The 13,603-nt window shown below is 52.9% G+C and carries 14 protein-coding genes; 10 read left to right on the forward strand and 4 right to left on the reverse strand.

Translation table 11 applies throughout. From position 1 onward, the window contains the following. Positions 1-5 precede the first annotated feature (5 nt). From yphE to yphB, 4 genes are read left to right on the forward strand one after another with little or no spacing between them, the layout of a single operon-like run. Positions 6-1,517: a sugar ABC transporter ATP-binding protein gene (gene yphE, locus EAS44_RS07460; protein ID WP_000493462.1), complete on the forward strand. Its 1,512-nt coding sequence runs from the start codon at positions 6-8 to the stop codon at positions 1,515-1,517. 24 nt (positions 1,518-1,541) lie between these two features. Continuing rightward, a complete protein-coding gene (gene yphD / locus EAS44_RS07465; RefSeq protein WP_001276657.1) occupies positions 1,542-2,540 on the forward strand; it encodes an ABC transporter permease in 999 nt (332 codons plus the stop codon). 32 nt (positions 2,541-2,572) lie between these two features. Continuing rightward, positions 2,573-3,667, forward strand: a complete 1,095-nt coding sequence (yphC, locus tag EAS44_RS07470; RefSeq protein WP_000700787.1) for a zinc-dependent alcohol dehydrogenase family protein — start codon at positions 2,573-2,575, stop codon at positions 3,665-3,667. Between the two features lie 11 nt (positions 3,668-3,678). Continuing rightward, on the forward strand, positions 3,679-4,551 hold the full coding sequence (gene yphB / locus EAS44_RS07475; RefSeq protein WP_000158504.1) for an aldose 1-epimerase: 873 nt from the start codon (positions 3,679-3,681) through the stop codon (positions 4,549-4,551). Between the two features lie 159 nt (positions 4,552-4,710). On the opposite strand, the gene yphA is transcribed toward yphB, so the two are convergent. Then, entirely contained in the window at positions 4,711-5,133 is a 423-nt protein-coding gene (gene yphA, locus EAS44_RS07480) for a DoxX family protein (RefSeq protein ID WP_001305234.1), read from the reverse strand. Positions 5,134-5,501: 368 nt separating this feature from the next. On the opposite strand from yphA, the gene hcaT reads away from it, so the two are divergent. Next, the gene (gene hcaT / locus EAS44_RS07485; protein WP_000244186.1) at positions 5,502-6,641 is read left to right on the forward strand and encodes a 3-phenylpropionate MFS transporter; all 1,140 of its coding nucleotides are present in this window, start codon (positions 5,502-5,504) and stop codon (positions 6,639-6,641) included. On the opposite strand, the gene csiE is transcribed toward hcaT, so the two are convergent. From csiE to suhB, 3 genes are all read right to left on the reverse strand, one after another. Further along, complete coding sequence (gene csiE, locus EAS44_RS07490; protein WP_000983019.1) at positions 6,633-7,913, reverse strand: stationary phase inducible protein CsiE; 1,281 nt, start codon at positions 7,911-7,913, stop codon at positions 6,633-6,635. The two genes, hcaT and csiE, sit on opposite strands and share 9 nt — an antisense overlap. A 190-nt stretch (positions 7,914-8,103) precedes the next feature. Next, positions 8,104-8,958, reverse strand: a complete 855-nt coding sequence (gene yfhR, locus EAS44_RS07495; RefSeq protein ID WP_001350883.1) for an alpha/beta hydrolase — start codon at positions 8,956-8,958, stop codon at positions 8,104-8,106. Between the two features lie 144 nt (positions 8,959-9,102). Beyond that, on the reverse strand, positions 9,103-9,906 hold the full coding sequence (suhB, locus tag EAS44_RS07500; protein ID WP_000553451.1) for an inositol-1-monophosphatase: 804 nt from the start codon (positions 9,904-9,906) through the stop codon (positions 9,103-9,105). Between the two features lie 118 nt (positions 9,907-10,024). On the opposite strand from suhB, the gene trmJ reads away from it, so the two are divergent. From trmJ to iscA, 5 genes are all read left to right on the forward strand, one after another. Beyond that, positions 10,025-10,765, forward strand: a complete 741-nt coding sequence (trmJ, locus tag EAS44_RS07505; RefSeq protein ID WP_000940019.1) for a tRNA (cytosine(32)/uridine(32)-2'-O)-methyltransferase TrmJ — start codon at positions 10,025-10,027, stop codon at positions 10,763-10,765. Positions 10,766-11,034: 269 nt separating this feature from the next. Beyond that, the gene (gene iscR / locus EAS44_RS07510; RefSeq protein WP_001241357.1) at positions 11,035-11,523 is read left to right on the forward strand and encodes a Fe-S cluster assembly transcriptional regulator IscR; all 489 of its coding nucleotides are present in this window, start codon (positions 11,035-11,037) and stop codon (positions 11,521-11,523) included. Positions 11,524-11,634: 111 nt separating this feature from the next. Then, positions 11,635-12,849, forward strand: coding sequence for a cysteine desulfurase (gene iscS, locus EAS44_RS07515; RefSeq protein WP_001295373.1), 1,215 nt, complete (start codon positions 11,635-11,637; stop codon positions 12,847-12,849). A 27-nt stretch (positions 12,850-12,876) separates the two neighbouring features. Next, positions 12,877-13,263 carry a Fe-S cluster assembly scaffold IscU gene (gene iscU, locus EAS44_RS07520; protein ID WP_000331707.1) on the forward strand — a complete coding sequence of 129 codons (387 nt, stop codon included), beginning with the start codon at positions 12,877-12,879 and terminating at the stop codon, positions 13,261-13,263. A gap of 16 nt (positions 13,264-13,279) precedes the next feature. Continuing rightward, positions 13,280-13,603 (forward strand): iron-sulfur cluster assembly protein IscA, encoded by a 324-nt coding sequence (gene iscA / locus EAS44_RS07525; protein WP_000028953.1) that lies wholly within the window; start codon positions 13,280-13,282, stop codon positions 13,601-13,603.

Here is a 13,603-nt window from a genome sequence, read left to right on the forward strand (position 1 = left end):
TCCCTATGTTCACGGCAACAGAGGCAGTCCCGGTAGCAAAAGTGGTGGCAGGAAATAAGCGTTACCCCGGCGTCGTTGCGCTGGATAACGTTAACTTCACGCTCAATAAAGGCGAAGTTCGCGCGCTGTTAGGCAAAAACGGTGCGGGAAAATCGACCCTCATTCGAATGCTGACCGGTAGCGAACGTCCGGATAGCGGTGATATCTGGATTGGCGAGACGCGACTGGAAGGTGACGAAGCTACGCTGACTCGCCGTGCCGCTGAACTGGGGGTTCGTGCGGTTTATCAGGAGTTAAGTCTGGTGGAAGGGCTGACAGTGGCGGAAAACCTCTGCCTCGGTCAGTGGCCCCGCCGCAACGGCATGATTGATTACCTGCAAATGGCGCAGGACGCCCAACGTTGCTTGCAGGCGTTGGGCGTTGACGTTAGTCCTGAACAACTTGTTTCAACACTAAGCCCGGCGCAAAAGCAACTGGTGGAAATTGCGCGGGTGATGAAGGGCGAGCCGCGCGTGGTCATTCTTGATGAACCCACCAGCTCGCTTGCCAGTGCGGAAGTTGAACTGGTGATCAGCGCGGTGAAAAAGATGTCGGCACTGGGCGTGGCGGTGATTTATGTCAGCCACCGGATGGAAGAAATTCGCCGCATTGCCTCCTGTGCCACCGTTATGCGCGATGGTCAGGTGGCGGGCGATGTGATGCTCGAAAACACCTCTACGCATCATATTGTGTCGCTAATGCTCGGGCGCGATCACGTTGATATTGCGCCGGTTGCCCCTCAGGAAATTATGGATCAAGCCGTGCTGGAAGTCCGTGCGTTACGCCATAAGCCCAAGCTGGAGGATATCAGTTTTACGCTACGTTGTGGCGAAGTGCTCGGCATTGCTGGTCTGCTGGGGGCAGGGCGCAGTGAATTGCTGAAGGCGATTGTTGGGCTGGAGACGTATGAACAGGGCGAAATTGTTATCAACGGCGAGAAAATCACGCGCCCCGATTACGGCGACATGCTGAAACGCGGCATTGGCTATACGCCAGAAAACCGCAAAGAAGCGGGGATCATTCCCTGGTTGGGCGTTGACGAAAATACAGTGCTGACCAATCGGCAAAAAATCAGCGCCAACGGTGTGCTGCAATGGTCCACCATCCGCCGCCTGACCGAAGAGGTGATGCAGCGGATGACGGTCAAGGCCGCCAGTAGCGAAACGCCCATCGGCACGCTTTCTGGCGGCAATCAGCAAAAAGTGGTGATCGGTCGTTGGGTCTATGCCGCCAGCCAGATTTTGTTGCTCGACGAGCCAACGCGCGGCGTCGATATCGAAGCCAAACAGCAGATTTACCGTATTGTCCGCGAGCTGGCTGCCGAAGGAAAAAGCGTGGTGTTTATCTCCAGTGAAGTGGAGGAGTTACCGTTGGTGTGCGACCGCATTCTGTTGTTACAGCACGGTACGTTCTCGCAGGAGTTTCACTCTCCGGTCAATGTGGATGAGCTGATGTCCGCCATTCTGTCTGTGCACTGATGAATTTTACCGAGGAACCTGAAGATGTCTGCTTCGTCATTACCATTGCCGCAGGGCAAGAGCGTCTCGCTCAAACAATTTGTCAGTCGCCATATTAATGAGATCGGTTTGCTGGTGGTGATTGCCATTCTTTATCTGGTCTTCTCCCTGAATGCGCCTGGCTTTATCTCATTGAATAACCAGATGAACGTGCTGCGCGATGCCGCCACCATTGGGATCGCCGCCTGGGCGATGACGCTGATTATTATCTCCGGTGAAATTGATGTCAGCGTTGGGCCGATGGTGGCTTTTGTTTCAGTGTGCCTGGCGTTTTTGCTGCAATTTGACGTTCCGCTGGCGATTGCTTGTCTGCTGGTGTTGCTGTTAGGTGCGCTGATGGGAACGCTCGCCGGGGTGCTGCGCGGCGTGTTTAACGTGCCAAGTTTTGTTGCCACGCTGGGTTTATGGAGCGCCCTGCGCGGAATGGGGCTGTTTATGACGAACGCCTTGCCAGTGCCAATTAACGAAAACGAAGTGCTGGACTGGCTGGGCGGACAATTTCTCGGGGTGCCGGTATCCGCGCTGATCATGATGGTGTTATTTGCGCTGTTTGTGTTCATTAGCCGCAAAACCGCCTTCGGGCGCTCGGTTTTTGCTGTTGGCGGTAATGCCACTGCAGCGCAGTTGTGCGGTATTAACGTTCGTCGGGTACGCATTCTTATTTTTACCCTTTCGGGATTATTAGCGGCGGTGACCGGCATTTTGTTGGCGGCGCGCCTCGGTTCCGGTAACGCAGGTGCCGCAAACGGTCTGGAGTTTGACGTCATCGCCGCGGTCGTTGTCGGCGGTACGGCGCTTTCCGGCGGTCGCGGCTCGTTGTTCGGTACGCTGCTTGGCGTACTGGTGATTACGCTAATCGGTAACGGTCTGGTGCTGCTCGGGATTAACTCCTTTTTCCAGCAGGTGGTGCGCGGCGTCATCATCGTGGTGGCGGTGCTGGCGAATATCTTGCTGACCCAGCGTAGCAGTAAAGCGAAACGCTAAACCTTAACGCCCCTGGCGCAGGTGCGGCAGGGATGAAAATTAATCGTATTGTTAATGAGGGATTTATGAAAACGATGCTGGCAGCTTATTTACCAGGAAATTCGACCGTCGATCTGCGGGAAGTTGCGGTGCCGACGCCGGGGATTAACCAGGTACTGATCAAAATGAAATCCTCCGGGATTTGCGGAAGCGATGTCCACTATATCTACCACCAGCACCGCGCTACGGCGGCGGCACCCGATAAACCGTTATACCAGGGATTTATCAACGGTCATGAACCGTGCGGGCAGATTGTGGCGATGGGGCAAGGCTGTCGCCATTTTAAAGAGGGCGACCGCGTGCTGGTGTATCACATTTCCGGTTGTGGCTTTTGCCCGAACTGCCGTCGCGGTTTTCCTATCTCCTGCACCGGTGAAGGAAAAGCCGCTTACGGCTGGCAGCGTGACGGCGGCCATGCTGAATACCTGCTGGCGGAAGAAAAAGATCTGATCCTCCTGCCGGATGCACTGAGTTACGAAGATGGTGCGTTTATCAGTTGCGGCGTTGGTACAGCGTATGAAGGGATTTTGCGCGGCGAAGTTTCCGGCAGTGATAACGTACTGGTGGTCGGTCTGGGGCCGGTCGGCATGATGGCGATGATGCTGGCGAAAGGTCGCGGTGCAAAAAGGATCATCGGCGTTGATATGTTGCCGGAACGTCTGGCGATGGCGAAACAGTTAGGAGTGATGGATCACGGCTATTTAGCGACCACCGAAGGTCTGCCGCAGATAATCGCCGAACTCACTCACGGCGGCGCGGATGTTGCGCTTGATTGTTCCGGTAATGCCGCAGGTCGCTTACTGGCACTGCAATCCACCGCTGACTGGGGACGCGTGGTTTACATTGGTGAAACCGGAAAAGTCGAGTTCGAGGTTAGCGCTGACCTGATGCACCATCAACGGCGGATTATCGGCTCCTGGGTGACCAGTCTGTTCCATATGGAAAAATGCGCCCACGATTTAACGGACTGGAAACTGTGGCCGCGTAATGCCATTACCCACCGCTTCTCGCTGGAACAGGCGGGAGATGCTTATGCACTGATGGCAAGCGGCAAATGCGGGAAAGTTGTGATTAATTTCCCGGATTAAGGAGTCTGCGGATGACCATCTATACCTTATCTCACGGGCCGCTAAAGCTGGACGTTTCTGATCAGGGCGGCGTAATCGAAGGCTTCTGGCGCGATACGACGCCGCTGCTACGTCCTGGTAAAAAAAGCGGTGTGGCAACCGATGCCTCTTGTTTTCCGCTGGTGCCGTTTGCAAACCGGGTGAGCGGTAATCGTTTTGTCTGGCAGGGACGTGAATATCAACTACAACCGAATGTTGAGTGGGATGCGCACTATCTACACGGTGATGCCTGGCTGGGGCAGTGGCAATGTGTCTCGCGCAGCGAAGATAGCTTGTGTCTGGTGTATGAACATCGCAGCGGTGTTTATCACTATCGGGTAAGTCAGGCGTTTCATTTAACGGCAGATACGCTGACGGTGACGCTCTCTGTCACCAATAAAGGGGCAGAGACGCTGCCATTTGGTACCGGCTGGCATCCTTATTTTCCGTTGTCACCACAAACGCGGATTCAGGCGCAGGCGAGCTGTTACTGGCGGGAGCAGGAGCAGTGGCTGGCGGGTGAGTTTTGCGAGCAGCTACCGCAGGAACTGGATTTTAACCAGCTCGCGCCGTTACCGCGCCAGTGGGTAAACAATGGTTTTGCCGGATGGAATGGTCAGGCCCGCATCGAGCAGCCGCAGGAGGGTTATGCCATCATCATGGAAACGACGCCGCCTGCACCGTGTTATTTCATCTTTGTTTCCGACCCGGCGTTTGATAAAGGATATGCGTTTGATTTCTTCTGTCTGGAACCGATGAGCCATGCGCCGGATGACCATCATCGTCCGGAAGGTGGTGACCTCATTGCGCTTGCACCAGGGGAATCAACAATTTCAGAGATGTCGTTGCGGGTTGCGTTGCTGTAATTTATAAAATGCCGGATGCACAGGCCTACGGGGTAATTTCGATTTTGTAGCACTCGGTGCACGATGCCTGATGCGACGCTTGCTGCGTCTTATCAGGCCTACAATCGGTGTTGGAGCGGTAGGCCGGATAAGGCGTTTACGCCGCATCCGGCATCTTTCCTAACGCCGATCGAGAGAAATCGCCCCCGGCCCGGTAATTGCCAACAGCAGGAATGCGCCAGCGATACTGACATTCTTCCAGAAATTAATCATATTTGGCCCAACCGCATCGCCGGTCATATCCCAGTAATGGTGGCCAATCACCGCCGTACCCAGCGTGTAGAAAATAAACAGCACCGCCAGCGGACGGGTGAAAAAGCCAAGCACGATTAATATCGCGGCGGGCACTTCCATAACTACCGCAATAATCGCTGCCAGCATCGGCATTGGTGCGCCCAGCGAGGCCATATATTGGACCGTACCGCCAAAGCCCATCATTTTGGGAAAACCAAAAATAATGAAAATTAAGACCACGGCGATACGGGCAATTAATAATAAAACGGGGCGGGCAGTGCCAAAATCAAAATAACGTAGTGAGTTCATAACCAATCCCTTTGCAAGATGATGTGATTTAAACGTAATACACACTCTGGTACCTCGCCACGCCCAGGCGTTGAGATATTCGTTTCTGGTATAACGGCATAACGCAGATGGCTGACAATGTGCTTATTGTTTCCTGCCGGATGCGACATGCACGCCTTATCCGTCTCACATGAGTTTGTCAGTTCAATAAATTGCGATTTTCACCTGTTTCATCGTTCTTTTTTACATGTTGTGTTGTGGGCCGCTCTTTTTTGTCATTTCCTGATATGCAGGATAACCGTCAGGAAGCAGGCTCGAATATTCTTATTTTTCAACTTGCACCAACATTCGATTAACCTCAGACTAACGCCTCCTGACGGGAGGGACTCATGGTTTTGCAATCCACGCGCTGGTTGGCGCTCGGCTATTTCACATACTTTTTTAGTTACGGCATTTTTCTACCTTTCTGGAGCGTCTGGCTTAAAGGGATTGGTTTAACGCCAGAAACCATCGGCCTGTTATTGGGGGCGGGTCTGGTTGCCCGTTTCCTCGGGAGTTTGCTCATCGCGCCCCGCGTCAGCGATCCTTCCCGCCTGATTTCCGCCTTGCGCGTGCTGGCACTGCTGACACTTCTCTTTGCTGTCGCCTTCTGGGCGGGGGCGCACGTAGCGTGGCTGATGCTGGTGATGATTGGCTTTAACCTCTTTTTCTCACCGCTGGTACCGTTGACCGATGCACTGGCGAATACGTGGCAAAAGCAGTTCCCGCTTGATTACGGCAAAGTGAGACTGTGGGGCTCGGTGGCGTTTGTCATTGGCTCGGCGCTGACGGGCAAACTGGTCAGTATGTTTGATTATCGGGTGATCCTCGCGCTGTTGACGTTGGGCGTGGCATCCATGCTGCTCGGCTTTCTCATCCGTCCGACGATTCAGCCACAAGGGGCAAGCCGCCAGCAGGAGAGCACCGGCTGGTCTGCGTGGTTGGCGTTGGTTCGCCAGAACTGGCGCTTTCTGGCCTGCGTTTGTTTATTGCAGGGGGCACATGCGGCCTATTACGGTTTTAGCGCCATTTACTGGCAGGCAGCTGGCTACTCGGCCTCGGCGGTGGGGTATTTGTGGTCGCTGGGCGTGGTGGCGGAAGTCATTATCTTTGCGCTGAGTAATAAACTTTTCCGCCGTTGTAGTGCACGCGATATGCTGTTGATCTCGGCGATTTGCGGCGTAGTGCGCTGGGGCATTATGGGAGCAACTACGGCGTTGCCGTGGTTGATAGTGGTGCAAATTCTGCATTGCGGTACCTTCACGGTCTGCCACCTGGCTGCCATGCGCTATATTGCTGCTCGCCAGGGTAGCGAAGTCATCCGTTTACAGGCGGTTTACTCTGCCGTCGCGATGGGCGGCAGTATCGCCATCATGACCGTTTTCGCCGGTTTCCTGTATCAATATCTCGGCCACGGCGTGTTCTGGGTGATGGCGCTGGTGGCGCTTCCGGCAATGTTTTTGCGCCCGAAAGTTGTTCCCTCATGCTGATTCGAGCATTTTGCGGATCTGCTCCTGTTGATGTGTTGTCAGCGTCAGGTCCGTATAGATCAGCGGTGGTGAAAAGAGCGGTAACGGCATGGTATAAGGAGCAATAATCAGTGCCGCGCCGCGCGGAGCGCCTGTCTGCAAAAATACCTTTACCGACATATGTTTAATGTTGAGCGGCAGTAACGTTAGTTCGCGTAGCTGCTGCTCAATCTGCGCTTCTCGCTCGCTATCATTCCCGGTCAGTAGAATAATCTGTTTCTCATGCAGGTCGTTTTCCTGCATTAGCCAGGCACCAAAAATCACCGCGACCAGACCGCTTTCCTCATCAGAAAGATGGACGCCGTATTCACTTTCAAATCCAGCCAGCGCCGCGCGGGTGGTGCGCACCAGGCGTGGATACAGGCGGGCGAACTCTTCCGGCAGGGTGTTATCAATACCGATGGCAAACAAACTGCGATTTAACGCCTGGGCGAGGTGGGTATAAAGCTGATCGCATAACCCCTGTTCATCATAAAAACGAACATTTCCCAGCTCACGAAAGTGGTTTACCAGACGTTTGATAGACTTACGCAGTTGCCTGTCCCGCTGATGCGCATCCCGCAGTGGATCGGGAACCCGCAACATGGAAAAAAGTAATGCCATAAACAGTGGCTCATCAGGCGGTACAGGCTGGAGCGCCCGACGCTGCCAGTGGCGTCCAATTTCCTGCGCTACCTGAAATTCAAGGCAGGATTCCGCCCAGCGACGTTGGAGCGGATTAAACTGAGGCGTAATTCCAGCGTGGTGTTGCAGCAAACAATATTGCAGATACAGACACAGGAAATGAATATCGCGCGTTTCAAAGCGTTTTTGCAGCCGTCGGGAGCAGAGATTCACTAACGCTTGTAGATTGGTATCGTCGTAAAAGTTACGCGCAATTCCGCGCCGCTTCAGTTCACTCTTCAGGGCGGGGGTGAAATGGCTGGTAATAAATGACGGACACAGACGGAAACCACGTCGTAGCCAGTGAAATAAACACAAACGTTGGTTAAGCACTGTACCTTCAACCCGGTAGCTACCGTCATAACCAGTAGTCAGTGTGAGTTGATGATAGCGCAGGATCTCCCGTCCTGTTTCGCTGATATCAAGACTGGCAATATCATCATCCACACCATTAAGCTCGCTGAAAGTTGCCGTGGTGGCGGTCAACCCCGGCTGAAAGAGCGTCAGCAAGATCTGGCAGCGGCGCTGGGGAGCCGAAAGGACAGATGGTGGAGCAAGCGTAGGCATCATCTGTAGATCTCCCATAAGCATAATTGATAAGAATAGCTAAAGTTTGCTCAGGGAAATGGCGAAGGGAATGCTAATCATCAGAAATGTTGGCAAGCATCACAGAATTTTTCTCATTTTAAACTGTTCTGACCAGTGGATTAGCATGTCTTAAGGTGGTTTTGTGAATGATTATCGTGCTAGCGATCATGGGTTAGTTCTGCGGATTCAACGCGCTAAGAATAAAATCCACCATCTGTTCGCGATAAACATCGCCGTGACGATCGGAAAAAGCATCAATGTGTTCGCCATCCGGGATTAGGATCAACCGTTTTGGTTCTTTTGCCAGGCTATACAACTTTTCACTGTGCTGCCATGGGATAACGTGATCAGCTTTACCGTGAATGAGTAAAAGCGGGATCGGGCTGACGCTGGCGATGTAATTTTCGCCGCTGTAACTCTCATCAAGTAAGTAGCCACTGCCGGGGATCATCTGGTTGGCAATGGTCGCATAAGAGGCAAAGGTGGAGTCGAGGATCACCGCACGTATGCCTTCACGATCACCCTGACCAATAACATCCAGAATATTCGCCCCGCCAATACTCTGCCCGAACAGCACCAGCCGTTGTGGGTTTACATCACTGCGATGGCGCACCACATTGATGGCACTTTGCGTATCGTCCAGCAATCCGGCCTGGGACGGCGTGCCTTTTGATTTACCAAACCCGCGATAATCAAACATAAAAACGTTGAAATTACGCTCGGGTAACCAACTGACCAGCGGCCAGTGGGCGGACATATTTCCGGCATTGCCGTGAGCATGAATGATGGTTGCGATGGCGTTGTCAGCAGGGCCCGTCGAAGAAGGAATAAACCAGCCTTGCAGACGAGTACCGTCCTTAGCCGTAAATTCGACGGATTCCGCCGACCAGGGGTCGGGACCGTATATTTTATCGTCAGGATAATAGAAGAAGTTGATGGCGACGCGCGGCACTAAATAAACGCAGAAGGCAACAACAAAGAGAATAAACAGAATTTTGAGAACGCGTTTGTTCACTGGCAGCGCCATAACCTTTCCTTGCGACTTCTTTATCATCCATTAATCGGGGAAAGATGGTGGGAGAGTGACGAAAGAAAGTAAAGCGGTGAGGAAGTATTTCGGAATAGCGCCTGAAAGGCGAGGGCGGGTGAGTGATATCACCCGCCTGAGTCATTAACGCTTCAGAGCGTCGCTTAACTCGTCACGCATGTTCGCCAGCATGGCTTTAACAACGCGCGGGTTACCAGCAACGATGTTACCGGTCAGCATATAGTTATGACCACCGGTGAAGTCGCTGACGATGCCGCCTGCTTCACGAACCAGCAGCTCGCCTGCCGCGAAATCCCACGGGCGCAGACCGATTTCAAAGAAACCGTCAACACGACCCGCAGCGACGTAAGCCAGATCCAGCGCCGCAGAACCGGTACGACGGAAGTCTGCACATTCGTTGAACAGTTTGCCGACGATGTTGATGTAGGTAGTGGCGTACTGTTTTGCTTTGAACGGGAAGCCGGTCGCCAGAATAGTACCGTCGAGATCGCGAGCGGTGCTGCCGCGCAGACGGTAGCCGTTCAGCTGTGCGCCCTGACCGCGAGTGGCGGTGAACAGTTCGTTACGCATAGGATCGTATACCACAGCAACTTCGGTGCGGCCTTTGATACGAACGGCGATAGATACCGCGAAGTGCGGCAGACGTTTGATAAAGTTGGTAGTGCCATCCAGTGGATCGATAACCCATTGAACATCCTGATCAGTACCTTCAAGTTCACCGCTTTCTTCGGTGATGATGGTGTGCTGTGGGTAAGATTTACGAATCGTGTCGATAATCACCGCTTCGGCAGCTTTATCTACGTTGGTCACGAAATCGTTACTGCCTTTCTGGCTCGCTTCTACAGCGTCCGGGGTTTCATAGTTTTTGGCAATTAAATTACCCGCCTTGCGCGCTGCGCGCACGGCGATGTTCAGCATCGGATGCATCGGTCTCTCTCACTGGATGTTAAAGAACGGGAAAACGGCGCAGAGTATAGCAGCGAGATCGGCATCTGTCTTCGTTTTATGATAAGATGCGTGAATAATCTTTAGATGAAGAAAGACAATGCTGCAAAATATTCGAATTGTGCTGGTGGAGACGTCACACACCGGCAATATGGGTTCTGTTGCCCGTGCCATGAAAACAATGGGATTAACCAATCTGTGGCTGGTTAATCCACTAGTGAAACCAGACTCCCAGGCGATTGCCCTGGCAGCAGGGGCCAGCGATGTGATTGGTAATGCTCACATCGTCGATACGCTCGACGAAGCGTTAGCCGGTTGTAGTCTGGTGGTGGGCACCAGCGCTCGCTCCCGCACGCTGCCGTGGCCGATGCTCGACCCGCGCGAATGCGGTCTGAAAAGCGTCGCTGAAGCGGCAAATACCCCGGTGGCGCTGGTGTTTGGTCGCGAGCGCGTCGGCTTGACCAATGAAGAGTTGCAGAAATGCCATTATCATGTCGCGATTGCGGCTAACCCGGAATACAGTTCGCTGAACCTGGCGATGGCGGTTCAGGTTATTGCCTATGAAGTGCGCATGGCCTGGCTGGCAACTCAGGAAAATGGCGAGCAGGTCGAGCATGAAGAGACGCCGTATCCGCTGGTCGATGATCTGGAGCGTTTTTATGGTCATCTGGAGCAAACGCTGCTGGCAACCGGTTTTATCCGTGAAAACCATCCGGGGCAGGTGATGAATAAATTGCGCCGTCTGTTTACCCGTGCACGCCCGGAAAGCCAGGAATTGAATATCCTGCGCGGGATTCTGGCTTCTATTGAGCAGCAGAATAAAGGTAACAAGGCCGAATAACAGTGGTTGCCTGATGCGATGCTTAACGCGTCTTATCAGGCCTGTAAGTGCACGGAATCCCAGGTCGGATAAGGTGTTCACACCGCATCCGACAACAGGTACAAACGCCACGATAAAAAATGGCACTGAAGGTTAAATACCCGACTAAATCAGTCAAGTAAATAGTTGACCAATTTACTCGGGAATGTCAGACTTGACCCTGCTATGCAATACCCCCACTTTTACAATAAAAAACCCCGGGCAGGGGCGAGTTTGAGGTGAAGTAAGACATGAGACTGACATCTAAAGGGCGCTATGCCGTGACCGCAATGCTTGACGTTGCGCTCAACTCTGAAGCGGGCCCGGTACCGTTGGCTGATATTTCCGAACGTCAGGGAATTTCCCTTTCTTATCTGGAACAACTGTTTTCCCGTCTGCGTAAAAATGGTCTGGTTTCCAGCGTACGTGGACCAGGCGGTGGTTATCTGTTAGGCAAAGATGCCAGCAGCATCGCCGTTGGCGAAGTGATTAGCGCCGTTGACGAATCTGTAGATGCCACCCGTTGTCAGGGTAAAGGCGGCTGCCAGGGCGGCGATAAATGCCTGACCCACGCGCTGTGGCGTGATTTGAGCGACCGTCTTACCGGTTTTCTCAATAACATTACTTTAGGCGAACTGGTTAATAACCAGGAAGTGCTGGATGTGTCTGGTCGTCAGCATACTCACGACGCGCCACGCACCCGCACACAAGACGCGATCGACGTTAAGTTACGCGCTTAATAAAAAGAATTCAGAATCAGGCCGGAGTGCTAAACACTCCGTAAACACGGTCGTACATCCAGCCGGTAGCCTGGTTCCTTGCATTGAGTGATGTACGGAGTTTATAGAGCAATGAAATTACCGATTTATCTCGACTACTCCGCAACCACGCCGGTGGACCCGCGTGTTGCCGAGAAAATGATGCAGTTTATGACGATGGACGGAACCTTTGGTAACCCGGCCTCCCGTTCTCACCGTTTCGGCTGGCAGGCTGAAGAAGCGGTAGATATCGCCCGTAATCAGATTGCCGATCTGGTCGGCGCTGATCCGCGTGAAATCGTCTTTACCTCTGGTGCAACCGAATCTGACAACCTGGCGATCAAAGGTGCAGCCAACTTTTATCAGAAAAAAGGCAAGCACATCATCACCAGTAAAACCGAACATAAAGCGGTACTGGATACCTGCCGTCAGCTGGAGCGCGAAGGTTTTGAAGTCACTTACCTGGCACCGCAGCGTAATGGCATTATCGACCTGAAAGAACTCGAAGCAGCGATGCGTGACGACACCATCCTTGTTTCCATCATGCACGTAAATAACGAAATCGGCGTGGTGCAGGATATCGCGGCTATCGGCGAAATGTGCCGTGCTCGTGGCATTATCTATCACGTTGATGCAACCCAGAGCGTGGGCAAACTGCCTATCGACCTGAGCCAGTTGAAAGTTGACCTGATGTCTTTCTCCGGTCACAAAATCTATGGCCCGAAAGGTATTGGTGCGCTGTATGTGCGTCGTAAACCGCGCGTACGTATCGAAGCACAAATGCATGGCGGCGGTCACGAGCGCGGTATGCGTTCCGGCACTCTGCCTGTTCACCAGATCGTCGGTATGGGCGAAGCCTATCGCATCGCAAAAGAAGAGATGGCGACCGAGATGGAACGTCTGCGCGGCCTGCGTAACCGTCTGTGGAACGGCATCAAAGATATCGAAGAAGTTTACCTGAACGGTGACCTGGAACACGGTGCGCCGAACATTCTCAACGTCAGCTTCAACTACGTTGAAGGTGAGTCGCTGATTATGGCGCTGAAAGACCTCGCGGTTTCTTCAGGTTCCGCCTGTACGTCAGCAAGCCTCGAACCGTCCTACGTGCTGCGCGCGCTGGGGCTGAACGACGAGCTGGCACATAGCTCTATCCGTTTCTCTTTAGGTCGTTTTACTACTGAAGAAGAGATCGACTACACCATCGAGTTAGTTCGTAAATCCATCGGTCGTCTGCGTGACCTTTCTCCGCTGTGGGAAATGTACAAGCAGGGCGTGGATCTGAACAGCATCGAATGGGCTCATCATTAATCGGTATCGGAATCAGGAGAATTTATAATGGCTTACAGCGAAAAAGTTATCGACCATTACGAGAATCCGCGTAACGTGGGTTCCTTTGACAACAACGACGAGAACGTCGGCAGCGGCATGGTGGGTGCACCGGCCTGTGGCGACGTGATGAAGTTGCAGATTAAAGTCAACGATGAAGGTATCATTGAAGACGCGCGTTTTAAAACTTACGGCTGCGGTTCCGCTATCGCTTCCAGCTCCCTGGTCACCGAATGGGTGAAAGGGAAGTCTCTCGACGAAGCACAGGCGATCAAAAACACCGATATTGCTGAAGAACTTGAACTGCCGCCGGTGAAAATTCACTGTTCTATTCTGGCAGAAGACGCGATCAAAGCCGCCATTGCGGACTATAAAAGCAAACGTGAAGCAAAATAAGAGTTGAGGTTTGGTTATGTCGATTACACTGAGCGACAGTGCAGCAGCGCGAGTAAATACCTTTCTGGCTAACCGCGGTAAAGGGTTTGGCCTGCGTCTGGGCGTGAGAACCTCCGGGTGTTCAGGTATGGCTTATGTACTGGAATTTGTTGACGAACCGACGCCGGAAGACATCGTGTTTGAAGACAAAGGCGTGAAAGTCGTGGTCGATGGCAAAAGCCTGCAATTTCTGGACGGTACGCAGCTGGACTTCGTCAAAGAAGGCCTTAACGAAGGGTTTAAATTCACCAACCCGAACGTCAAAGATGAGTGTGGTTGCGGCGAAAGCTTCCACGTTTGA

The organism is Escherichia coli DSM 30083 = JCM 1649 = ATCC 11775, from assembly GCF_003697165.2.
In the GTDB taxonomy this organism is placed as follows: Bacteria; Pseudomonadota; Gammaproteobacteria; order Enterobacterales; family Enterobacteriaceae; genus Escherichia; species Escherichia coli.

Coding starts and splice junctions, on each gene's coding strand:
- iscA (WP_000028953.1), top strand. CDS start 13,280: ATGTCGATTACACTGAGCGACAGTGCAGCAGCGCGAGTAAATACCTTT.
- csiE (WP_000983019.1), bottom strand. CDS start 7,913: ATGATGCCTACGCTTGCTCCACCATCTGTCCTTTCGGCTCCCCAGCGC.
- trmJ (WP_000940019.1), top strand. CDS start 10,025: ATGCTGCAAAATATTCGAATTGTGCTGGTGGAGACGTCACACACCGGC.
- yphA (WP_001305234.1), bottom strand. CDS start 5,133: ATGAACTCACTACGTTATTTTGATTTTGGCACTGCCCGCCCCGTTTTA.
- suhB (WP_000553451.1), bottom strand. CDS start 9,906: ATGCATCCGATGCTGAACATCGCCGTGCGCGCAGCGCGCAAGGCGGGT.
- iscU (WP_000331707.1), top strand. CDS start 12,877: ATGGCTTACAGCGAAAAAGTTATCGACCATTACGAGAATCCGCGTAAC.
- yfhR (WP_001350883.1), bottom strand. CDS start 8,958: ATGGCGCTGCCAGTGAACAAACGCGTTCTCAAAATTCTGTTTATTCTC.
- iscS (WP_001295373.1), top strand. CDS start 11,635: ATGAAATTACCGATTTATCTCGACTACTCCGCAACCACGCCGGTGGAC.
- iscR (WP_001241357.1), top strand. CDS start 11,035: ATGAGACTGACATCTAAAGGGCGCTATGCCGTGACCGCAATGCTTGAC.
- yphD (WP_001276657.1), top strand. CDS start 1,542: ATGTCTGCTTCGTCATTACCATTGCCGCAGGGCAAGAGCGTCTCGCTC.
- hcaT (WP_000244186.1), top strand. CDS start 5,502: ATGGTTTTGCAATCCACGCGCTGGTTGGCGCTCGGCTATTTCACATAC.
- yphB (WP_000158504.1), top strand. CDS start 3,679: ATGACCATCTATACCTTATCTCACGGGCCGCTAAAGCTGGACGTTTCT.
- yphE (WP_000493462.1), top strand. CDS start 6: ATGTTCACGGCAACAGAGGCAGTCCCGGTAGCAAAAGTGGTGGCAGGA.
- yphC (WP_000700787.1), top strand. CDS start 2,573: ATGAAAATTAATCGTATTGTTAATGAGGGATTTATGAAAACGATGCTG.